The sequence below is a fragment of the Streptomyces nitrosporeus genome (assembly GCF_008704555.1).
Taxonomy (GTDB): Bacteria; Actinomycetota; Actinomycetes; order Streptomycetales; family Streptomycetaceae; genus Streptomyces; species Streptomyces nitrosporeus.
Map to the genome: position 1 here is coordinate 5,024,911 of NZ_CP023702.1, position 21,500 is coordinate 5,046,410.

The 21,500-nt window shown below is 73.5% G+C and carries 14 protein-coding genes and 1 pseudogene; 10 read left to right on the plus strand and 5 right to left on the minus strand.

Going from position 1 to position 21,500, the window contains the following annotated elements; all coding sequences use genetic code 11:
- Positions 1–176: 176 nt before the first annotated feature.
- From CP967_RS22295 to CP967_RS22315, 3 genes are all read right to left on the minus strand, one after another.
- Positions 177–563 carry a DUF4259 domain-containing protein gene (locus CP967_RS22295; RefSeq protein ID WP_150489667.1) on the minus strand — a complete coding sequence of 129 codons (387 nt, stop codon included), beginning with the start codon at positions 561–563 and terminating at the stop codon, positions 177–179.
- 102 nt (positions 564–665) lie between these two features.
- Entirely contained in the window at positions 666–2,930 is a 2,265-nt protein-coding gene (locus tag CP967_RS35145; RefSeq protein WP_190175069.1) for a protein kinase domain-containing protein, read from the minus strand.
- A gap of 195 nt (positions 2,931–3,125) precedes the next feature.
- Positions 3,126–3,881 carry a GbsR/MarR family transcriptional regulator gene (locus CP967_RS22315; protein WP_150489668.1) on the minus strand — a complete coding sequence of 252 codons (756 nt, stop codon included), beginning with the start codon at positions 3,879–3,881 and terminating at the stop codon, positions 3,126–3,128.
- 263 nt (positions 3,882–4,144) lie between these two features.
- Between CP967_RS22315 and CP967_RS22320 the strand changes: the two genes are divergently transcribed.
- From CP967_RS22320 to CP967_RS22330, 3 genes are read left to right on the plus strand one after another with little or no spacing between them, the layout of a single operon-like run.
- Positions 4,145–4,816: a DUF4097 family beta strand repeat-containing protein gene (locus tag CP967_RS22320; RefSeq protein WP_150489669.1), complete on the plus strand. Its 672-nt coding sequence runs from the start codon at positions 4,145–4,147 to the stop codon at positions 4,814–4,816.
- 26 nt (positions 4,817–4,842) lie between these two features.
- The gene (locus CP967_RS22325) at positions 4,843–5,844 is read left to right on the plus strand and encodes an ABC transporter ATP-binding protein (RefSeq protein ID WP_150489670.1); all 1,002 of its coding nucleotides are present in this window, start codon (positions 4,843–4,845) and stop codon (positions 5,842–5,844) included.
- A complete protein-coding gene (locus tag CP967_RS22330; RefSeq protein ID WP_150489671.1) occupies positions 5,841–6,629 on the plus strand; it encodes an ABC transporter permease in 789 nt (262 codons plus the stop codon). The genes CP967_RS22325 and CP967_RS22330 overlap by 4 nt, the downstream gene beginning before the upstream one ends.
- A 186-nt stretch (positions 6,630–6,815) precedes the next feature.
- On the opposite strand, the gene CP967_RS22335 is transcribed toward CP967_RS22330, so the two are convergent.
- Positions 6,816–8,213: an MFS transporter gene (locus CP967_RS22335; RefSeq protein WP_280116537.1), complete on the minus strand. Its 1,398-nt coding sequence runs from the start codon at positions 8,211–8,213 to the stop codon at positions 6,816–6,818.
- Between the two features lie 45 nt (positions 8,214–8,258).
- On the opposite strand from CP967_RS22335, the gene CP967_RS22340 reads away from it, so the two are divergent.
- The 7 genes and pseudogenes from CP967_RS22340 to CP967_RS22370 all read left to right on the plus strand — a co-directional run bounded on the left by CP967_RS22340 (position 8,259) and on the right by CP967_RS22370 (position 19,508).
- Positions 8,259–9,578, plus strand: coding sequence for an aminotransferase class I/II-fold pyridoxal phosphate-dependent enzyme (locus CP967_RS22340; protein WP_150489672.1), 1,320 nt, complete (start codon positions 8,259–8,261; stop codon positions 9,576–9,578).
- Positions 9,579–9,920: 342 nt separating this feature from the next.
- Positions 9,921–10,889 (plus strand): agmatinase, encoded by a 969-nt coding sequence (gene speB / locus CP967_RS22345; RefSeq protein WP_150489673.1) that lies wholly within the window; start codon positions 9,921–9,923, stop codon positions 10,887–10,889.
- On the plus strand, positions 10,886–12,538 hold the full coding sequence (locus CP967_RS22350) for a thiamine pyrophosphate-binding protein (RefSeq protein WP_150489674.1): 1,653 nt from the start codon (positions 10,886–10,888) through the stop codon (positions 12,536–12,538). The genes speB and CP967_RS22350 overlap by 4 nt, the downstream gene beginning before the upstream one ends.
- A gap of 268 nt (positions 12,539–12,806) precedes the next feature.
- On the plus strand, positions 12,807–13,235 hold the full coding sequence (locus CP967_RS22355; RefSeq protein ID WP_150489675.1) for a hypothetical protein: 429 nt from the start codon (positions 12,807–12,809) through the stop codon (positions 13,233–13,235).
- Between the two features lie 301 nt (positions 13,236–13,536).
- Positions 13,537–17,238, plus strand: a pseudogene (locus CP967_RS22360) (ABC transporter ATP-binding protein); the annotation flags it as partial.
- Positions 17,239–17,442: 204 nt separating this feature from the next.
- A complete protein-coding gene (locus CP967_RS22365; RefSeq protein WP_229888354.1) occupies positions 17,443–17,937 on the plus strand; it encodes a hypothetical protein in 495 nt (164 codons plus the stop codon).
- 89 nt (positions 17,938–18,026) lie between these two features.
- Positions 18,027–19,508: a S28 family serine protease gene (locus CP967_RS22370; protein ID WP_150489676.1), complete on the plus strand. Its 1,482-nt coding sequence runs from the start codon at positions 18,027–18,029 to the stop codon at positions 19,506–19,508.
- A gap of 70 nt (positions 19,509–19,578) precedes the next feature.
- Here the strand turns inward: CP967_RS22370 and CP967_RS22375 are convergent, their stop codons facing one another.
- Positions 19,579–21,414, minus strand: a complete 1,836-nt coding sequence (locus CP967_RS22375; RefSeq protein WP_150489677.1) for a glycoside hydrolase family 3 protein — start codon at positions 21,412–21,414, stop codon at positions 19,579–19,581.
- Positions 21,415–21,500 lie beyond the last annotated feature (86 nt).

Here is a 21,500-nt window from a genome sequence, read left to right on the forward strand (position 1 = left end):
ACCAGCACTTTCGCTACCCGCCCTGGCCCCGTCCGGTGGGGCCGGGGTGCCGCACGGCAGGCGTTCTGTGCCGGGCGTCGCGCGGATGGCTCTGCTCTTCCCCGCCACGCCGTCGCCGCCGGTAACCATGAACTTCGGCGGCTCCGGCGGTTCCTGACGGGTCGACGGCGATCGGGTCATTCCCCGCCCGAGGAGGCGGCGGCGGCAGCGGCTTCGGCCAGCTGGTCGAACGTGCGGTTCAGCACCGAGCGCCGCGCCTCCTTGAAGGCCGGTGACGGCTCCAGATCGTCGATGCTCCTGTCCCAGACGGCCATGAAGCGCCCCTTCCACCCGTCGATCACCTCGGCGCGCGGCAGGCGGCCGGCGTCGTGACCGGCCCGGGCGAGGACGTACAGCAGTTCCAGATGGCAGGGGACGGCTACCCCCCAGTACTCGTCGGCCTCGATGCCGGCCGGGTCGCCGTCCATGACCTCGGTGACCTCGGTGACGAGCCTGTCGATGACCGACGACAGGTGGTCCGCAGCCGTGTCACTGTCGAAGTTCCCGCTTCCCCACGTGCCCATGGGCCCTCCCTCGCGTGGTGGTGCCGTGCCGACGGGGTCCACTGAACCAGGAGGCACTGACACACCGGGCGCGCGCCGGGGGCCGGGGCACCGCGGCCGGGGTCAACGGCGGTAGACGCGTGCCTCCTGGAGTTCGGTCAGCCGCCGGATGACGGAGATGGTCAGCACCGCGCCCGGGATGCAGAGCAGGTGCAGGAAGACGGCCCAGCGGATGGCCGTGAGCATCTGGCCGAAGTCGATGTACTCCGGGTAGTGGACGGCCGACGCCAGCACGTCGGGGAGGAAGACGAGGACGGCGGCGGCGATGCTGAAGACGATGGTGGACACCCACCACCAGGCGAGCCGGGTACGCCCCGGCCAGTACAGGCCCGTTCCCCAGCCCTGCTCGCCCGGCCTGCCCCGATAGCGGTCCTGGAGCGACGCGTACCAGATGTCGAAGGTGATCCTCCCCGGGATGATCCAGCTCGCCACCGGGATGAACCAGCTGCCGATCGCCATGCCGGGGGAGTACCGGTGCTCGCCCGGGGCGAAGACCTCCGCGTTGCCGCGCACCCGCCAGAACCACACCAGCGTGGGAATGCCCACCGCGAGGCCGATGAGGGCTTCCGCGGTGACCAGCAGATCGGCGTCGCCCACCAGTTCCTCGGTGTCGGTCCACAGCGCGTAGTCCGCTTCCCGCCAGCCGGAGACGTCGCTGCCGAAACCGATGTGCATCGCGACGGCCACGCACTTGAAGGCGATGTAGAAGCCGTAGAGCCAGGTCAGGGCGGTGGCCAGACTCTCCGGGGAGCGCAGTTCGCTCTGCCGTGCGGCCCAGGGCGAGGGCGGCAGGGCCGGGTGGCTGCGGGAGGAGGTGGAAGGGGCGGGAGCGGAAGGGGAGGGAGTGGGGGAAGCGGGAGCGGAAGCGGCGGGGGCGGGGCTCTCCTCCCGCCGTACGTAGTGGGGGCGCCGGGCGGGGGCGGGCTCGGCGGGAGGGCGTGCGGCCGGTACGGGCCCGGCGGGCGGCGGAGCGGCGGCTGCCGGGGGCGCGGGGTGCGGAGCCTGCGGTGCGGCCGGGGGAGCGGGGTGCGGAGCCTGCGGTGCGGCCGGTGCGGGGCCGGGGGCGTGCGGGGGCCGCCGGGGTGAGGACGGGGTGGCGGGCCCCGGAGGTGCGGTGATCGTCGGGACGTAGGACAGGCCGTCGGGCGGGGGTGGCGGCGAGGCCGGGACGGGCGAGGCGGCGGGGGTGGCGGGGGTGGTGGGGGCGGCAGGAGGAGCCGGGATGCCAGGGGTGGGGGAGGCGGAGGGGGCGGCCGGGGCGAGAGGGGCGGGAGCCGGGGCGGCGGGCCGCGCCGGGGGTGCGCCGGTGGGCTCACCGTCCGTCACGCGGTCCTCGTCACCCCCGCCGCCCTCGCCGTCCCCGTTCCGCCCGCTCCCGGCGCCCCGTACCCGCCATTCGCCCTGGGTGACGGCACGGCCGGAGATACGGGCCACCTCGGCGAGTGCGCGCGCCGGCAGCCAGGGCTCGGGGTCCCGCGCCCCGGTGCCGCCGTCCAGCGCGGTGGCGTACTCCTCCAGGAGTCCGGCCAGCGCGGCGGCGTCCGGACGGCCGGCCTGGTCCTTGGCCAGGCACGCCGCGACCATGTCGCGCAGCCCGGCGGGGACCCGGTCCAGCATCGGGTCCTGCTGGACCACGGCGAACATCAGCGCGTGCTGGTTGGTGGTGTCCTCCACGGGGAAGGGCAGTTCACCGGTGGTCGCGAACACCAGGACACCGCCCAGCCCGAACACGTCACCGGCCGACGAGGGGGCACGGCCGAGCACCTGTTCCGGCGACATGTAGCCCGGCGAACCCACGGAGGCGCCGGTGCGGGTCAGCCCCCCGCCGGTCGAGGCGTCGACGAGCCGGGCCACACCGAAGTCGATCAGCCGGGGGCCTTCGACGGTGAGCATGATGTTCGACGGCTTGATGTCGCGGTGCACCAGTCCCGCCGCGTGGACCGCCTCCAGGGACCGGGCCAGCCCGAGGGCGAGCGCCCCCGCGCTGCGCGTGGGCAGCGGCCCCTGCGTGGCCACCAGCTGCTGGAGGGAGAGCCCCGGCACGAACTCGGTCGCCACCCAGGGCTGTTGCCCGTCGTCGCCCGGTTCCGACTCCACGACCCGGGCGACACCCTCGGCCCGGATCATGCCCGCGGTCTCGATCTCCCGTACGAAACGGGCGCGGAACCCCGGTTCATGGGCGTAACCCTGCCGGATGCACTTCAGGGCGACCCGCTCGCCCCTGCGGCCCTCCGCGAGGAACACCGTCCCCATGCCGCCCTCGCCCAGCCGTGCCAGCAGCCGGTACGGCCCTATCCGGAGCGGGTCCACCCGGTCCAGCGGCCACATAACGGTCCTCCCCCGTAGAGCCTCGCGGGCCCGCGCCGTCCGCGCCTGTGCCCCTGATCCAGGACGGGCACCCGGCCCGCGGTCCCGTCGCGGTCCCGGTGGCGCCCGCCCTCCCATGATCGCCGGACCAGCCTGCCCGACACCGTGGTGTCCGCGCCAGGGCCCCCGTCGTACGGACCCCGGCCGCGGGGCCGGTCACCCCTGGCCGGGCCGCGGCCCGGCGGTGTCGTCCGCGGCCGTCACGGGCTTCGCACGGAGGATGTCACGGGCCTGTTCCGCGGCACGGGCGATGCTCTCGGAGACGAAGTCGAGGAAACGGGCGATGTTCTCCAGGCGTTCGGCGGCCGGGGTGCCGGAGTGGAGGATGCCGACACCCTGGCGTGCGACCGCGGCGACCTGGAGGGTGGTGCGGACGCTCGCCACCATCGACCGGTACCAGACGTCGTCGTCGACGACATAACGCTCACGGCGGCGTTCGTCCTGTTCCCGGCGGACCATGCCCTGGCTTTCGAGGAACGCGACCGCCTTGGAGATGGACGCCGGGCTGACCTGGAGGCGCTGGGCGAGCTCGGACGCGGTGAGGCTGCCGGAGTCGGTCAGGGTCAGACAGGCCATCACCCGGGACATCATCTTCGGCACGCCCGATTCCATCATGACGGTGGTGAACAGCTCCTCGTACGCGCGCACCGCCTCGGCGTCGCGTCCGTAGGGCTGCGGGGACGCCCCCGTCCCCCGGGGGGCGGACTGCCTGCGGCGTTGCGCGCGGTGTTCGGTGGCGCGGTGGGCGAGGTCGGCGCGGTAGCCGGCGGGGCCGCCGTTGCGCATCACCTCGCGCGTGATCGTCGAGGTCGGGCGGTCCAGGCCTCTGGCGATCTCGGCGTAGGAGAGGTCGTCAGCCAGTCCCAGCGCGATCTGCCGGCGTTCCTGCTGGGTGAGCCTGCCTCCCGGCATCGCGGTCTCCTTCACGCTCCAGGGCGGGCCCGGACCCCTGGCGGTCCGGGCCCCGGTGGCCCTGCGGGGTCGAGTATAGCGTTCAGTTCCAGCTCATTGCAATGGACGGCATGGCTGACGTTGCGTTACTTTTAGGGTCATCGCAACGATTGGGCAACTCTGAGCTGCGATTATGAGAGTTTACTGCAATAAACGTGTTGCCTGATCTGGAAACGCAACGTAGCTTTTCCTTCATCGGAAACAGCGAGTCCAAGGAGGGCGCGATGCAGAAGTTCGACACCCCCGCCCCCGTCTCCACCGTCCTCGACATCCCCGCCGGACGCGTCCGGTTCATCGCCGCCGACCGGGCCGACACCACGGTGGAGGTCCTGCCCGCGGACGCCTCGAAGAGCCGGGACGTGAAGGCGGCGGAGCGGACCGGGATCGCCTACGAGGGCGGGGTCCTGCGGATCACGGCCCCGGAGGCGAAGAACCAGTACTTCGGCTCCACCGGATCCGTCGAGGTGACCGTCCAGCTGCCCGCCGGCTCCCGGGTCGAGGCGAAGGCGGCCGCCGCCGAACTCCGGGGCGTCGGACGGCTCGGCGACGTCACCTTCGAAGCCGCGCAGGGCGACGTCAAGCTGGACGAGGCCGCGAGCGCCCATCTCACCGCCCAGGCCGGCGAGATCACGATCGGACGTCTGGGCGGCCCCGCCCGGATCAGCACCCGGAAGGGCGGCATCCGCATCGACGAGGCCATGGGCGGCACCCTCACGCTGGCCACCGAGATGGGCGACGTCTCGGTCTGCGCCGCCCGCGGGGTGTCCGCGTCCCTGGACGCCGGCACCGGCCACGGCCGTGTCCGCAACACCCTCAGGAACACCGGCGGCGCCGACGCCGGCCTGACCATCCACGCGACCACCGCCTACGGCGACATCACCGCCCGCAGCCTGTGACCCGCCAAACCGGAAGGAGCTTTCCCATGAACGACCTGGCCATCGCGGCGAACGGGCTGCGCAAGTCCTACGGGGACAAGACCGTCCTCGACGGTGTGGACCTCGCCGTCCCCACCGGCACGGTCTTCTCCCTGCTCGGCCCGAACGGCGCCGGCAAGACCACCGTCGTGAAGATCCTCTCCACCCTCGTCACCGCCGACGCCGGTGCGATACGGATCGGCGGGCACGACCCGGCCGCCGACCCCCGGGCGGTGCGTGCCGCGATCGGCGTCACGGGGCAGTTCTCCGCCGTCGACGGGCTGATCACCGGCGAGGAGAACATGCTGCTGATGGCGGACCTGCACCACCTGTCCCGGAGCGAGGGGCGGCGGGTGGCGGCCGGACTGCTGGAGCGGTTCGACCTGGTGGAGGCCGCGAAGAAGCCCGCTTCCACCTACTCCGGCGGTATGAAGCGCCGCCTGGACATCGCCATGACACTGGTGGGCGACCCGCGGATCATCTTCCTCGACGAACCGACCACCGGCCTCGACCCCCGCTCCCGGCACAACATGTGGCAGATCATCCGCGAGCTGGTCACGGGCGGTGTCACCGTCTTCCTCACCACGCAGTACCTGGAGGAGGCCGACCAGCTCGCCGACCGCATCGCCGTACTCAACAACGGCAGGATCGTCGCCCAGGGCACCGCCGACGAGCTGAAGCGGCTCGTACCCGGCGGCCACATCCGGCTCCGCTTCACCGACCCGGCCGCCCACCGGTCCGCCGCCGCCGCGCTGCGCGAGGTCGTCCTCACCGAGCCCCGGCTCCCCTCGGACGGAGGCGACCCCGCGGAGGAGGCGCTGTCCCTGCGGATCCCCAGCGACGGCAGCCAGCGCGAACTGCGCTCCGTCCTCGACCTGCTGGACTCCGCCGGCGTCGAGGCGGACGAACTGACCGTGCACACCCCCGACCTCGACGACGTCTTCTTCGCCCTCACCGACACCACCGACATCCCCGGCCAGGCCGGGCAGCCCAAGGAGACCGTCCGATGAGCTCCCTCTCCCTCGCCGTGCGAGACTCGTCCACGATGCTGCGCCGCAACCTGCTGCACGCCCGGCGCTACCCCTCCCTCACGCTGAACCTGCTGCTCACGCCGATCATGCTGCTGCTGCTCTTCGTCTACATCTTCGGCGACGTGATGGGCTCGGGCATCGGCGGCGGCGGGGGCCGCTCCGACTACATCGCGTACATCGTCCCGGGCCTGCTCCTGATGACCATCGGCTCCACCGTGATCGGGACCGCGGTATCCGTCTCCAACGACATGACCGAGGGCATCATCGCCCGCTTCCGCACCATGGCGATCCACCGCGGTTCGGTCCTCGTCGGGCACGTCGTCGGCAGCGTCCTGCAGTCGGTCCTGAGCGTGGTCCTGGTCGGCGCGGTCGCCGTGGCCATCGGCTTCCGGTCCACCGACGCCACCGTCCTGGAGTGGCTGGCCGCGTTCGGACTGCTCGTGCTCTTCGCCCTGGCGCTCACCTGGATCGCGGTCGGTATGGGCCTGGTCAGCCCCAACGCCGAGGCCGCCAGCAACAACGCGACGCCTATGATCCTGCTGCCCCTGCTGTCCAGCGCCTTCATCCCGGTCGACACCATGCCCGGCTGGTTCCGGCCCATCGCCGAGTACCAGCCGTTCACCCCCGCCATCGAGACCCTCCGGGGGCTGCTGCTCGGCAGCGGGATCGGCCACAACGGATGGCTCGCCGTCGCCTGGTGCCTGGGTCTCGTCGTACTCGGCTACTTCTGGTCCACCTCGAAGTTCAACGGCGACCCGAAGTAGCGGCCGTGCCGACGCGGGGCCCCCGCCCGCATCCGCCCGCCGCTCCGTCCCGCACCGCCCCACGGCGGCGTACCCCGGCCTCCACACGCCGGAGTGCGCCGCCGCTTCCGTGCGCGGGCCGCACGAGCGGGCCCGCCCGCCGCTCCCCGCCCGCTTCCCCCGGTCCGCTTCCCCGGCCGGTCTTCCTCAGCCGGCCCGTTCCGCCGCCGGTCCGGAGGCGGCGGAGGGCCCGGGGGCGGAGGGCCCGGCGGCGGAGGGCCGAGGCGCCGGTTCCGGTCCGGCCGGCCGGACCAGGCGGTGCTGGAAGAGGCAGGCGGCCGCCAGGCTCACGCCCAGGACCGGCCAGGCGAGCGGGCCCGCGCCGACGGCCGCGCCGACGACCACCGGGCCGAGGCTGCGCTGGGCCGACTGGGCCAGGCCGTGCACGCCGACGTAGGCGCCCTGGGCCTCACCGGGAGCGAGGGCGACCGAGAGTTCCCAGGAGGAGAGGGAGTGCAGGATCTCCGCCAGGGTGAAGGCGGTGGCCGCGAGAAGGAGGGCGCAGGTCGCGAACCAGGGGCCGCCGGCCGCCGAGACGGCGAGCGCCGCACCACCCGTCAGGAAGGCGGCGGCCAGCGGCAGGAGCAGACGGCGGGCGGCGGCGGAGGTCCCGGCGAAGCGGGAGAGCGGCACCTGGAGCGCGACGACCAGCACGCTGTTGAGGACGAGGAGCAGAGGGACCAGCCCCACCGGGGCGGTGGTCGCGTGGACGATCCAGAGCGGGAACCCGACCTGGAACACACTGTCGTCCAGGAACAGCCACACCTCCGTACCGGTGAACGCCAGATACCGGCGGTCGCGCCACGGGGACGGCCCCTTGCCGGCCCTCCGCGCCTTGCCCGCCCTCCCCGCCTTCCCGGTTCCCGGGCGCGCGGCACCCTCGGGGGAGGCGGCCCGGCGGGCCACCACGCGGCTGGGGGAGGGGGGTTCCGCGCACCGGAGGGTCAGGGCCGCGATCACCGCGTACGAGGCGACGTCGGCGAGCAGCAGGGCCTGGTAGGCGGCGGTGGTGCCGATCGCGAGCACTCCCGCGGCCCCGAGCCCGCCGACGGCCCAGCCGATGTTGACCGCCGTGCGCTGGACGGCCTGGTACCGGACGCGCTGCGGCCCCGCCACGCGGGCGGCGAACAGCTTCGTCAGCACGCTCGACGCGCGGTCGGGCAGAGCGCCGAGGGCCGAGAAGAGCATCAGCGCCAGGAACTCATGAGTGGTCAGCAGGGCCAGCAGGGCAGCCCCGCGCGCCAGTTGGGTCACGACCAGGAGACGGGTCACCGGGAAGCGGTCGGCCAGGCGCCCGGCGAGCGGCGGACCGACGAGTCCGAAGGCGCCCGCCGCCCCCACCAGGGTGCCGATCTGAGCCACCGACAGATGGGCGACCTGGATGAAGTAGAGCGTCGACACCCCTGCCCACAGGCCGGTGCCGATCTTGTCGACGACCGCGACCACCAGCATCAGCCGGCCGTCCCGGCCGCCCGGCACGACGAAGCGCCGTACGGGAGGGACGCGGCCGGGCACCCTCCCCGCGCGGCCGGACGTCCTGCGCATCGTTCCCCCTTGACAGTTCTTTTGTATCGGTACAAACTTGAATCTGTGGCAGAACAATATGTGACGACCGGGCGGACCGCCAGGGAGATTTCCGCATCCGTCGAAAGCCGGGTCGCCGACGGCACCCTCCAGCCGGGCGCCTCGCTGCCTCCGGTGCGCCGGCTGGCCGAGGAGCTGGGGGTGAGTCCCGGCACGGTCGCGGCGGCGTACAAGGAGCTGCGGGCGCGCGGGGTGGTGAAGACCCTCGGGCGCGGCGGCACCGTGATCGCCGCCGCGCCCGCCGTCACCTCCCGGCGGCCCCCCAAGGTGCCCGAGGGGCTGCGCGACCTCGCCGGCGGGCACCCCGACCCCGCCTTCCTGCCCGTGCTCCACCCGCCCGCCCGGGTGGAACCCCTCCCCGGCTCGCACCGCGCCTCGCCCCGGCTCGCCGCGCTGGAGGACGCCGCCCGCGCCTGGTTCGACCGGGACGGCGTGCCCACCGGATCGGTGACGTTCGCCCACGGGGCCCTGGACTGCGTCGCCCGGCTCCTGTCCGCCGAGCTGAGGCCGGGCGACGCCGTCGCCGTCGAGGACCCCGGCTTCCACCACCTGCTCGACCTGGTCCCCGCCCTCGGGCTGCGCATGCTGCCGGTCCTCGTGGACGACGAGGGCATCCGGCCGGAGGCGCTGCGGTCGGCCCTGCGAGGAGGGGCCCGTGCCCTGGTGTGCAGTCCCCGGGGGCAGAGTCCGCTCGGCGGGCGCTTCACCCCCGGGCGGCTGGACGCGCTCCTGGCGGTGCTGCGCGACTTCCCCGACGTGCTGGTCGTGGAGGACGACCACAACGCCGACATCGCCGGGGCCGGGGCGGTGACCCTCGCCTCCGGCGGCCTGCCCCGCTGGGCCCAGGTGCGTACCGTCTCCAAGCACCTCGGGATCGACCTGCGCTGGGCCGCCCTCGCCTGCGACCGGGCGACCCTGGCCCGCCACGACGGGCGGATGCTGCTGACCTCCGGCTGGGTCAGCCACATCCTCCAGGCGACGGTGGCCGACCTGTTCGCCGACCCCGGGGCGGGCCGGCTGGTGGCCAGGGCCGCCACGGAGTACACCACCCGCCGTGAGGCCCTGCGCACCGCGCTGGAGCGGCACGGCATCGCCTCGCACGGAATGAGCGGCCTCAGCGTGTGGGTCCCGGTCGCCGACGAGTCCGCCGTCGTCAACGGCCTGCGCACCCGGGGCTGGTGGACGGCGGCCGGCGCCCGCTTCCGGATCGCCTCGCCGCCGGGGGTGCGGATCACCGTCGCCACCCTCACCCCGGACGAGGGCCGCCGCCTCGCGCGCGACCTCGCGGACACGCTGGGGGAGTCGGAGCCGGTGTACGGAGGGTGAGGCCGCGCGGACAGCGGTGGCGACGGGGCGGGCGTACGGACGGTGCGGGCGTACGGGCGGTGCGGGCGCGCGGGCGGTAGGGGTACGGGCGTACGGGCGGTGCGGGTGCGCGGGCGGTCGGGGCACGCCGGTGGTACGGGCAGTGCGGGCACGCCGGCGGTACGGGCGGGCGGGGCGGCGGAAACGTACACTTCGGCGTCGCGGCCACCCGCCGCCCGGCGATCCCCCGGACCGTGCCACCGCACGCGCCCCGGGCGCCGCAGACACCCGTGAGCACCGGGACCCGTGTCCCGCGCGGGAACGCCCACGAGGCGCCCGCCCGAACGAAAGGCACCCGCACCCATGAGCAGCACCGACTCGCCGCGCGGCCCCGTCGACTCCTCCCGCGTCCCGAGGTATGCCGGGCCCGCCACGTTCGCCCGGCTGCCCCGGCTCGACGAGGTCGCCACCACCGACGTCGCCGTGGTCGGCGTGCCCTTCGACAGCGGGGTCTCCTACCGCCCCGGCGCCCGCTTCGGCGGCAACGCCGTCCGTGAGGCGTCCCGGCTCCTGCGCCCGTACAACCCCGCCCAGGACGCCTCGCCCTTCGCGCTGGCCCAGGTCGCCGACGCGGGCGACATCGCGGTGAACCCGTTCGACATCAACGAGGCCGTCGAGACCGTCGAAGGCGCCGCCGACAGCCTGCTCGCCACCGGGGCCCGGCTGATGACACTCGGCGGCGACCACACCATCGCGCTGCCGCTGCTGCGGTCCGTCGCCAAGAAGCACGGGCCGGTCGCCCTGCTCCACTTCGACGCCCACCTGGACACCTGGGACACCTACTTCGGCGCCGAGTACACCCACGGCACCCCGTTCCGGCGGGCCGTCGAGGAGGGCATCCTCGACACCGAGGCGCTGTCCCACGTCGGCACCCGGGGCCCGCTCTACGGCAAGCAGGACTTCACCGACGACGCCAGGATGGGCTTCGGCATCGTGACCTCCGCCGACGTCATGCGGCGCGGCGTCGACGAGGTCGCCGACCAGCTGCGGCAGCGCATCGGCGACCGGCCGCTCTACATCTCCATCGACATCGACGTCCTGGACCCGGCCCACGCCCCCGGCACCGGCACCCCCGAAGCGGGCGGCCTCACCTCCCGCGAACTCCTGGAGATCCTGCGCGGGCTCGCCTCCTGCCACCTGGTCTCCGCCGACCTGGTGGAGGTGGCCCCGGCGTACGACCACGCGGAGATCACCTCCGTCGCCGCCTCCCACACCGCCTACGAACTGACGACGATCATGGCCCGACAGATCGCGGAGAGCCGCACCTCATGAGCCACGACCACGACGACCGCCCCCGGCTGACCGCCGCCCAGGCCGAGGCCGCCCTGAACCCTCCGCCCGGCCGGCTCGGCGGCGATCTCGTGGTGGAGACCCTCCAGGGCCTCGGCGCCACCACCGTGTTCGGCGTGCCCGGCGCCCCCGTGCCCGGCACCGCCGACGCACTGGACCGCTCCCCGCTGACCTACGCCGGCCTGGCCACCGAGAGCGGCGCGGGCTTCGCCGCCGACGCCTACGGCCGGATCACCGGCGAGGTCGCCACGCTGCTGCTCACCGCCGGGCCCGGCGCGCTGGCGGCCCTGCCCGCCCTCCAGGAGGCGGCGGCCGCCTCCGCGCCGGTACTCGCCGTCTGCGCCCAGGTACCGGCCGCCGGACTCGGCGGCGGACGGCACGGATACCGGCGCGAGCTCCGCGACCAGCAGGCGTCGTTCCGGGACGTCGTCAAGTCCGTGCACACCGTACGCACGGCCTCGCAGATCCCCTCCGCGATCGCCGCCGCCTGGGAATCGGCCCTGACCGCACCGCATGGCCCCGTCTGGGTCGAGATCCCCGAGGACGTCCTGAGCGCCGGGACCGCCCTGCCCCCGGTCAGCGCACTCGACGCCACCCCGAGGGAGCTCTACCCGCGCCCCGAACTCACCCTCGTCGCCGCGGACCTGCTCACCCGCGCCGAGCGCCCCGCGGTCATCGCGGGCGGCGGAGTCGTACGCGCGGACGCGAGCGGCAAGCTGCGCGCGCTCGCGGAACGGATCAGCGCCCCCGTCGCCACCACCTACGGCGGCAAGGGGGCCTTCCCCTGGACCCACCCGCTGTCCCTGCGGTCCTGGCCGGCCGGCCCGCACACCACCGAACTGCTGGAGTCCGCCGACGTACTGCTCGTCGTCGGTACCGGGCTCGGCGAACTCACCACCGAGGGGCGGACGTTCGCGCCCCGCGGCCGGATCGTCCACATCGAGGCCGACGCCGGGAAGCTGGAGGCCAACCACCCCGCGCTCGGCATCCACTCCGACGCCCGCGAAGCCCTCGACGACCTGCTGGACACGGTGGACCGGCGCGAGGACCCCACCGCCGCGGAACGCGTACGCGCGGCGCTGGACCAGCACCGGGGGCCCGGCCAGGAGCCCGGCCCGGAACAGCGGACGCTGGACGCCGTCCGTGCCGCGCTGCCCGCCGCCTCGCCCGGCTTCTGGGACCTCACCCCCCTCACCACCTGGGCCTGGGCGGTCTTCGACGCCCGACGCCCGAACACCATGCACTCCGCCCAGGGCGCCGGCGGCCCCGGCTACGCCCTCCCGGCCGCCATCGGCGCGGCCTTCGCGGACCGGGGCACCCCGGTGCTCGCCGTCTCGGGAAGGGACGACGCCCTCCGCTCGGCCGCCGAGCTCTCCACCGCGGCCCGCCAGGGACTGCCGGTCACCTGGCTGATCACCGACGACGGCGGGCACGAGCCGCCACCGGAGGAACAGGGAGCCGGACCGGCCGCCCCCGACCTCGTCGCCCTCGCCGCCGCCTTCGGCGTCCCGGCGCTCCGTACGGCCCCCGAGTCGCTCACCGCCGACCTGACCGGGGCACTGCGCGCCCCCGGCCCGTCGGTACTCGTGCTGCCGGGCCGGATCAGAAGCCGCACCCCGGGGCGGGACTGAGCGCACGCCGGAGCGGGACTGGGAGCCGGCCGGGACTCCCCCCGGGGAGGGACTGGGCGCCGGCCGGGACCCCTCGGGGCGCCCGTCCCCTGCTCGGTAGAGTGCCGGGTATGGGTGCGACGTCCGCCCGGCCCGCCGGGCGCCCCGCTTCGTGGTGGCGCGAACAGTGCCTCCGGCTGCTCGACGCGGATGAGGGTACGAGCTGTACCGCGCGGCGAAGTCCTGGCGCGTCGCAGGCGGGGGGTCGTCCACCCCGGACGCCTGGCTGATGGACGTGTGCGCGGCCCTGCTGCTCCACCGGCCGAAGACCGCGCTGCACTGCTGCGACATGGCGCTGAGCACCTGGGTCGAACGGCCCGGCGACCGGGCCGTGCTCCGCTTCGTCCGCGGTCTGGTGATCGCCGACCACCTCAGGGATCCGCGGCGCGCCCTGGACGACCTGGAGTCCGCACTGCACGGGCCGGACTGGCTGGCGGCGCGGGCCGCACACGAGCTGGACCGGGTGTCGGCGGAGGCGCGGCGTTCACGGGTGCGCGTGCCCCGTGCCACTCCGGCACCCGAGCTGGACACGGACTACCGGGAGCTGATCTCCTCCCGGGCTTCGTCCTCCGCTCCGGCCCGGACGGCTCCCCTGCCGCCGGACGGAGCGGTCCCCTCGCTCTGGAGCCCGGCCATGACCCGCCTCCGGCGTCCCTGACCCGCCTCCGGCGTCCCCGACCTCCGCGCGGCTCACCGCCCCGGATCCCCTCGACCGCGCCTGCGGCCATCGGCCGGGAATTGTTACGGCGGGATGAAATCCGCAGCTCGCCACGTTGGTGAGTTGCGGCAGAGCAGGTGGACGGCGCGGCTGGAACGGAGGCGTACGGGTGGCGGGCGCGAGGAAACAGGCATCGGAGCGCGAGGCCGGGGGAGGGCCCCCGGCCGGACGACAGGGCGGCGGACGGCAGGGCGACGGCCGGCAGGACGGCGGCGGGCAGCAGGCGGGCTGGGCCCGGCGGCTGACCGGGTACGCGTGGCGCTACCGGCGCAACGTCGTGCTGGCCCTCGGCTCCTCGCTTTTCGGCATGGGTGTGATGGCGCTCGTCCCGCTGATCACCAAGGTGATCATCGACGACGTCGTCACCGACCACACGCGCTCCCTCGCCCTCTGGACCGGCCTGCTGGTCGTGGCGGCCGTGATCGTCTACATCGCCACCTACATCCGCCGCTACTACGGCGGCCGGCTCGCCCTCGACGTCCAGCACGACCTGCGCACCGAGATGTACACGACGCTTACCCGGCTCGACGGGAAGCGGCAGGACGAACTGTCCACGGGGCAGGTCGTCGGGCGCGCGACCAGTGACCTCCAGCTGATCCAGAGCCTCCTGTTCATGCTCCCGATGACCATCGGGAACATCCTGCTCTTCCTCATCTCCCTGGTGATCATGGCGTGGCTCTCACTGCCGCTCACCCTGATCGCCCTGGCCGTCGCCCCCGCCCTCTGGTACATCGCCCGCCGCTCCCGCGCCCGGCTCTTCCCCGCCACCTGGTACGCCCAGAGCCAGGCCGCCGCCGTCGCCGGGGTCGTCGACGGTGCCGTGTCCGGCGTCCGGGTCGTCAAGGGCTTCGGACAGGAGGAGCAGGAGACCGGCAAACTGCGCGAGGTCAGCCGGAAGCTCTTCGCCGGCCGGCTCCGCACCATCCGGCTGAACTCCCGCTACACCCCGGCCCTCCAGGCCGTCCCCTCGCTCGGACAGGTCGCGATGCTGGCCCTCGGCGGCTGGCTGGCGACCCGGGGCGAGATCACCCTCGGCACGTTCGTCGCCTTCTCCACCTACCTCGCCCAGCTCGTCGGCCCGGTCCGGATGCTCGCCATGGTCCTCACCGTCGGCCAGCAGGCCCGTGCCGGTGTGGAGCGCGTCCTGGAGCTCATCGACACCGAGCCCTCGATGCGGGACGGCGTGAAGGAACTGCCCGCCGACGCCCCCGCGAGCGTCGAGTTCGACGACGTCCGCTTCGGTTACGCCGAGGAACGCCCCGTCCTGGACGGCTTCTCCCTGACCATCGAGCCCGGCGAGACGGTCGCCCTCGTCGGCGCCTCCGGCAGCGGCAAGTCGACGGTCTCCCTGCTGCTGCCCCGCTTCTACGACGTGACCCACGGCGCGGTCCTGGTCGGCGGCCACGACGTACGCGAACTGACCCAGGAATCCCTGCGCGCCGCCATCGGGCTCGTACCGGAGGACAGCTTCCTCTTCTCCCAGTCGGTCCGCGAGAACATCGCCTACGGGCACCCCGGCGCCACCGGGGAGCAGATCGAACAGGCGGCACGGGCCGCCCAGGCGCACGGCTTCATCTCCGAACTGCCCGAGGGGTACGACACCAAGGTCGGCGAGCACGGGCTCACCCTCTCCGGCGGCCAGCGCCAGCGCGTCGCCCTGGCCCGCGCCATCCTCACCGACCCCCGGCTGCTCCTCCTCGACGACGCCACCTCCGCCGTCGACGCCCGGGTCGAGCACGAGATCCACGAAGCCCTGGCCCAGGTCATGGCCGGGCGCACCACCCTGCTGATAGCGCACCGGCGCTCCACCCTCGGCCTCGCCGACCGCATCGCCGTACTCGACCAGGGGCGGCTCGCCGACATCGGTACGCACGCCGAACTGGAGGGGCGCTCCGCGCTCTACCGCCGGCTGCTCACCGACCCCGACGAACTGGGCGGCACCTCACCGGGCCACCGGCGGACACCGCCCCCGGAGCCCGAGGACGGCCGCGCGCTCCAGGAAGAGCTGGACGCGGAGTTCGACGCCGAGCGGGGCATCACCCCGCAGCTGTGGATCCGCGGGAAGGAGGAGCGGCGCGACCCGGCCGCGGCCGGCATGCCCGCCACACCCGAGCTGCTCGCCCAGGTCGAGGCGCTGCCGCCCGCCACCGACGTCCCCGCCGTGGACGAGGCGGCGGCCGTCCGGCCCGAGGAGTCCTACGGGCTGCGCCGGCTGCTGCGCGGCTTCGGCCTCCCGCTGCTGGTCAGCCTGGGCCTGGTCGCCGTGGACGCGGGCATGGGCCTGCTCCTGCCCATCCTGATCCGGCACGGCATCGACGAGGGCGTCACCCGGCTGGCGCTCGGCGCGGTCTGGGCGGCGGCCGGACTCGGCCTGCTCACCGTCCTCCTCCAGTGGGCGGCGCAGATCGGCGAGACCCGGATGACCGGGCGCACCGGCGAGCGGGTGCTCTACTCCCTGCGGATCAAGATCTTCGCCCAGCTCCAGCGGCTCGGCCTCGACTACTACGAGCGCGAGCTGACCGGCCGGATCATGACCCGGATGACCACGGACGTGGACGCCCTGTCGACGTTCCTGCAGACCGGGCTGGTCACCGCCTTCGTCTCCGTCGTCACCTTCGTCGGCATCGCGGTCGTGCTGCTGGTCCTCGACATCCAGCTGGCCCTGGTGGTCTTCGCGACGCTGCCGGTGCTGATCGTCGGCACGTTCTTCTTCCGCCGCAGGAGTGTGAAGGCATACGAACTCGCCCGGGAGCGCATCGGCGTCGTCAACGCCGACCTCCAGGAGTCGGTCTCCGGACTGCGGATCGTGCAGGCGTTCCGCCGCGAGCACGACGGCGCCGAGCGGTTCGCGGCGCGCAGCGACCACTACCGCGAGGCCCGGGTACGCGGCCAGTGGCTGATCTCCGTCTACTTCCCCTTCGTCCAGCTGCTGGCCTCGGTCGCGGCTGCCGCCGTGCTGATCGTCGGCGCGGGCCGGGTGGACGACGGCACCCTCACCACCGGCGCGCTGGTCGCCTACCTGCTCTACATCGACCTGTTCTTCGCCCCGGTGCAGCAGCTCTCCCAGGTCTTCGACGGCTACCAGCAGGCCACCGTCTCGCTCGGCCGGATCCAGGAACTGCTGCGCGAACCCACCTCCACCGCCGACCACGAGCAGGCCCGCACGGTGACCTCGCTGCGCGGCGACATCGCCTTCGAGGACGTGTCCTTCGCGTACGGGGCCGGCGAGGGCGAGGAGGCGGCGCTGAGCGGCATCGACCTGCGTATCCCGGCCGGCCAGACCGTCGCCTTCGTCGGCGAGACCGGGGCCGGCAAGTCCACGCTGGTGAAGCTGGTCGCCCGGTTCTACGACCCGACGAGCGGCCGGGTGACGGCGGACGGCACCGATCTGCGCGCGCTGGACATGACGGCCTACCGCCACCGCCTCGGCGTCGTACCGCAGGAGGCGTACCTCTTCGCCGGTACGGTCCGTGACGCCATCGCCTACGGGCGCCCCGAGGCGAGCGACGCCCAGGTGGAGGCGGCGGCCAGGGCGGTCGGCGCGCACGACATGATCGCCACGCTGGAGGGCGGCTATCTGCACGAGGTGGCCGAACGGGGCCGCAACCTGTCCGCCGGGCAGCGTCAGCTGATCGCGCTGGCCAGGGCCGAGCTGGTCGACCCCGACGTCCTGCTGCTCGACGAGGCCACCGCCTCCCTGGACCTGGCCAGCGAGGCCCAGGTCAACCAGGCCACCGACCGGCTCGCCGGCCGGCGCACCACGCTGGTGGTCGCCCACCGGCTGACCACGGCGGCCCGCGCCGACCGGGTCGTGGTGATGGACCACGGGCGGGTCGCCGAGGACGGCACGCACGAGGAACTGCTCGCCCGGGGCGGGACCTACGCCCGGCTGTGGCGCACCTTCATAGGGGAGGACCTGGGGGAGGGCGCCCCGGCGGGGGTCTGACCGGGCGGAAGCCCCACCGGGCGGAAGCCCCACCGGGCGGGGCCCGGCGGGGCGGCCCGGCGCTCCGGGGCGGGGCGACGGGCGGCGCGGGGGACGGGCGAGCCCGGCCGTGCCGGCGGTCCGGTGCCGGTGCCGGGGCTGCCCGGGGCGGAACCTTTCGGCCCGCCCCCGACGTCGTACTCAGATACGCACATGTGTCTGATGGCGATTGAAACGTTCGATGAGGTGGGGCGGATGGGACGGCTGGGGCGGATGCGCAGGGCGGCGGAGCCGCTGCCGACCGAGGGGCGGTCGCGGGAGGAGCGCCGGGGCTTCGGCAGACGCCTTGCCGCGTCCCTGCTCGTCCTGCCGATGCTCGGGACGGCGGGCCTGGTGCTGGGCACCGCCGGGGCCGGCAGCGCCGAGGCCGCGTCCGCCTGCTCCGGACGGCTGGTCAAGACCGTGCCGTTCTCCACCGGATCGCTGCGCGTCTACAAGACCCGTTCCTACGCCTGCGCCATGACCGTCGCGAAGAAACCGGGCCCCCGCCGTGTGATGAGGGTGTCGCTGCAACCGCGCGGAGGCAAGGCGGTCGTGGACAGCGGCAGCTACACGAAATGGGCCGGCCCGGTCCGGGTGCACGCCCTGAACCGGTGCGTCCGCGCCTCCGGTTCCGTCGCCGGGGCGTCGGGTTCGACCGGGTGGATCGAGTGCTGAGATCCGAGCCGACACGCAACCGGGTCTGGCGTGAGGGGTGTTGCCCCCGCTAGGTTCACGGCGTCTGTCGTGAATCAAGGGGAGGGTGCATGCGCAAGACGCTCAGAGGGGTTCTCTCGCTCGCGGTGCTCATCGGCACGGTGAGTGCGACGGGAGCCTCGGCCGGTGCGGCCACCGCCGCACAGCCGGCCACCACGTGGAGCGGCTCGACCAGCAGCAGCGAGAGCGGCGCCGAGGACATCAAGGACCGCATCCTGGCCATCCCGGGAATGAGCCTGATCGAGGAGAAGCCCTACCCCGGGTACCGCTTCTTCGTCCTGGAGTACACACAGCCCGTCGACCACAAGAAGCCGTCCAAGGGCACCTTCCAGCAGCGCATCACCCTGCTGCACAAGGATGTCAGCCGCCCCACCGTCTTCTTCACCAGTGGCTACAACGTCTCGGTCAACCCGAGCCGCAGTGAGCCGACGCAGATCGTCGACGGTAACCAGGTCTCCCTGGAGTACCGTTTCTTCACCCCGTCCCGCCCGGAGCCGGCCGACTGGTCGAAGCTGGACATCTGGCAGGCGGCCAGCGACCAGCACCGCGTGTACAAGGCGCTGAAGAAGATCTACTCCAAGAACTGGCTGAGCACCGGCGGTTCCAAGGGCGGGATGACCGCCACCTACTTCGAGCGCTTCTACCCCGAGGACATGGACGGCGTCGTCGCCTATGTCGCGCCCAACGACGTGGTGAACGACGAGGACTCGGCGTACGACCGGTTCTTCGCCCGCGTCGGCACGAAGGAGTGCCGCGACCGGCTGGGCGGGGTCCAGCGCGAGGCGCTCGTCCGCCGTGACGCGCTGGAGAAGAAGTACGCGGCCTACGCCGCCGAGAACAAGCTCACCTTCACCACCGTCGGCAACCTCGACAGGGCGTACGAGGCCGTGGTGATGGACTACGTCTGGGCGTTCTGGCAGTACAGCCTGCTGGCCGACTGCGAGGCCATCCCGGCCGACGCCCGCAAGGCCACCGACCAGGAGATCTGGGACTCCGTCGACGGCATCTCCGGCTTCTCGGCCTACGCCGACCAGGGGCTCGCGCAGTACACGCCGTACTACTACCAGGCGGGCACCCAGCTCGGTTCGCCCGACATCCGGCAGCCCTGGCTGGGCAACCTCAGCCGTTACGGCTACCAGCCGCCGCGCAACTTCGTGCCGCGCTCCATCCCGATGAAGTTCGACCGCTCCGCGATGCGGGACGTGGACCGCTGGGTCAGGAACAACGCCCGGCAGATGATGTACGTCTACGGCGAGAACGACCCGTGGGGCGCCGAACCGTTCCGCCTCGGCCGGGGTGCCAGGGACAGCTACGTCTACACCGTCCCCGGCGGCAACCACGGCTCCAAGGTCGCCGGACTCGTCGCCGGTGAGAAGGCGAAGGCCACCGCCGCCATCCTGCGGTGGGCGGGCGTCGCCCCGGCCGCCGTACAGGCCGACCCGGCCAAGGCCGAGCCGCTCGCGAAGTTCGACGCGCGCCTCGACAAGAGGGACGCGGAGCTGGAGCGGAACCAGGGCACCCTGCGCCCGTGAGGCACACCGCCCCCGGTCCGTCCGCGCTTCACGGACGGACCGGGGGCGGTGCCGCCTTCCGGGAAGGACCTCAGTACGACAGGCCGTAACCCACCGGGTAGAGCGCCTGGGCCGGGGCGTCGGCGCGCTGCACCGGCACCGGCAGCCTGCCCCGGGGCTCGGCGCGGCCCGCGATCACCCGTACCGCGGCCCGCAGTTCGACATCGGTCCAGGAGTACGCGGCCAGGCTCGCCCGGTACCCCGTACCGGCCAGGTGCGCGATGTCGTACGGGTTGCGGACGGCCAGGGTGATCACCGGGACCCCGGTCGCCGCCAGCGCGGTGACCAGGGCGCGCTGCGCACTCGTCGCGGTGACGTTGTACGTCCCCACCAGCACCGCGTCCTTGCCGGCGGCGGCGGCCACCGCCTCGGCGATCTTCGCCTGCGAGGGCGCCGTCCCGGTGGACAGGGCGCTCGCCGTGAACCCCAGCTCCGTGAAGGCCTCGGCGAGGGTCCTGGTCGGCGGGCCCGTCGTGCCCGACGGGGACGCGGGATCGGCGCCGACCACGAGGACGTTCCCGTGGGTGCGGCGGGAGAGGGGCAGCAGCCGGCCCTCGTTGGCGAGCAGGGTGGTCGTCCGCTCGGCGATGCGGTCGGCGGTGGCCAGATGTGCCGCGGTGCCGACGGTGCGGTCCACGCCCCGGCGGGTGACGTAGGGATCGCGGAAGAGGCCCAGCTTCGCCTTCAGCCGCAGGATGCGCAGAACCGATTCCTCGACGCGGGCCTCGCTGAGTTCACCGCTCTTCACCGCCTCCAGCACGGCGTTCCAGGCGACCCGCAGGTCCGGCGGGTTCAGCAGCTGGTCCACACCGGCCAGGAGCGCGAGCACCGGCACCCGTTCGTCGCCGTACTTGGTGCGGACCCCCTCCATGCCCAGCGAGTCGGTGACCACGACCCCGTCGTAGCCCAGCTCCTCGCGGAGGATGCCGGTGAGGATGGGGCGGGAGAGGGTGGCGGGGTCCTCGGAGGGATCGAGGGCGGGGACCACGATGTGCGCGGTCATGATCGAGTCGATGCCCGCGGCGATGGCCGCCCGGAAGGACGGGGCGTCCAGTTCCTCCCACTCCTCGCGGGTGTGGTGGATGTAGGGCAGACCGGTGTGGCTGTCCGTACTGGTGTCCCCGTGGCCCGGGAAGTGCTTGGCCGCGGAGGCGATCCCGGCGCTCTGGTACCCCTTCACCTGGGCCGCCACCATCCCGGCCACGGCCTCGGGGTCCGAACCGAAGGACCGTACGCCGATGACCGGGTTGGCCGGGTTGACGTTCACGTCGGCGACCGGGGCGTAGTTCTGGTTGATCCCGAGCGCGGCCAGCTCGGCCCCCGCCACCCGGCCCGCGGTACGCGCGTCGGAACGGGAACCGCCCGCGCCCAGGGCCATCGCCCCCGGCATCAGCGTCGCCGGCTCGCCGACGCGGCAGACGATGCCGTGCTCCTGGTCCGTGGAGACGATGAGCGGCAGCGGAGTGGGCCCGGCGAGCCCGGCGCGCTGGATGCCGTTGGACAGGTCCGCGATCTGGTGCGGGTCGCGGGTGTTGTGCGCCCAGGCGAAGTAGATGATCCCGCCGACGTGGTAGGTGGAGATCAGCTCGGCCGCCGTACGCACCCCGATCTCGGAGAGGTTGGCGTCGATGTCCGCCTGGTCGGGGGCGGTGGCGGAGTGCCCGTACACCCGCATCACGAAGAGCTGGCCGACCTTCTCCTCCAGGCTCATCCGGGAGATGAGCCGCTTGAGGCGGCTGTCCGTGGACACGCCGGACGTGCCGGAGGCCTGCGCCGCGCCACCGACGGCGACGGTGCCGGCCGCCGCCGCGACGGCGGTGGCCGCGGTGGCGGTGAGGAGGGTGCGTCTGGAGGTGCGGTAGTGCACGTGAGCCCCTTCCGGTGCTGAAAGAAACTTCCAAGAAGGTACGGATATACGGAAAGTAACTACCAGTCAAGAGGGTGATCCGATAA

What these genes read in the sequence shown, in the direction of transcription:
- CP967_RS22295 (WP_150489667.1), bottom strand. Translation starts at nt 563, where the DNA reads ATGGGCACGTGGGGAAGCGGGAACTTCGACAGTGACACGGCTGCGGAC.
- CP967_RS35145 (WP_190175069.1), bottom strand. Translation starts at nt 2,930, where the DNA reads ATGTGGCCGCTGGACCGGGTGGACCCGCTCCGGATAGGGCCGTACCGG.
- CP967_RS22315 (WP_150489668.1), bottom strand. Translation starts at nt 3,881, where the DNA reads ATGCCGGGAGGCAGGCTCACCCAGCAGGAACGCCGGCAGATCGCGCTG.
- CP967_RS22320 (WP_150489669.1), top strand. Translation starts at nt 4,145, where the DNA reads ATGCAGAAGTTCGACACCCCCGCCCCCGTCTCCACCGTCCTCGACATC.
- CP967_RS22325 (WP_150489670.1), top strand. Translation starts at nt 4,843, where the DNA reads ATGAACGACCTGGCCATCGCGGCGAACGGGCTGCGCAAGTCCTACGGG.
- CP967_RS22330 (WP_150489671.1), top strand. Translation starts at nt 5,841, where the DNA reads ATGAGCTCCCTCTCCCTCGCCGTGCGAGACTCGTCCACGATGCTGCGC.
- CP967_RS22335 (WP_280116537.1), bottom strand. Translation starts at nt 8,213, where the DNA reads ATGCGCAGGACGTCCGGCCGCGCGGGGAGGGTGCCCGGCCGCGTCCCT.
- speB (WP_150489673.1), top strand. Translation starts at nt 9,921, where the DNA reads ATGAGCAGCACCGACTCGCCGCGCGGCCCCGTCGACTCCTCCCGCGTC.
- CP967_RS22350 (WP_150489674.1), top strand. Translation starts at nt 10,886, where the DNA reads ATGAGCCACGACCACGACGACCGCCCCCGGCTGACCGCCGCCCAGGCC.
- CP967_RS22355 (WP_150489675.1), top strand. Translation starts at nt 12,807, where the DNA reads ATGGACGTGTGCGCGGCCCTGCTGCTCCACCGGCCGAAGACCGCGCTG.
- CP967_RS22365 (WP_229888354.1), top strand. Translation starts at nt 17,443, where the DNA reads ATGGCGATTGAAACGTTCGATGAGGTGGGGCGGATGGGACGGCTGGGG.
- CP967_RS22370 (WP_150489676.1), top strand. Translation starts at nt 18,027, where the DNA reads ATGCGCAAGACGCTCAGAGGGGTTCTCTCGCTCGCGGTGCTCATCGGC.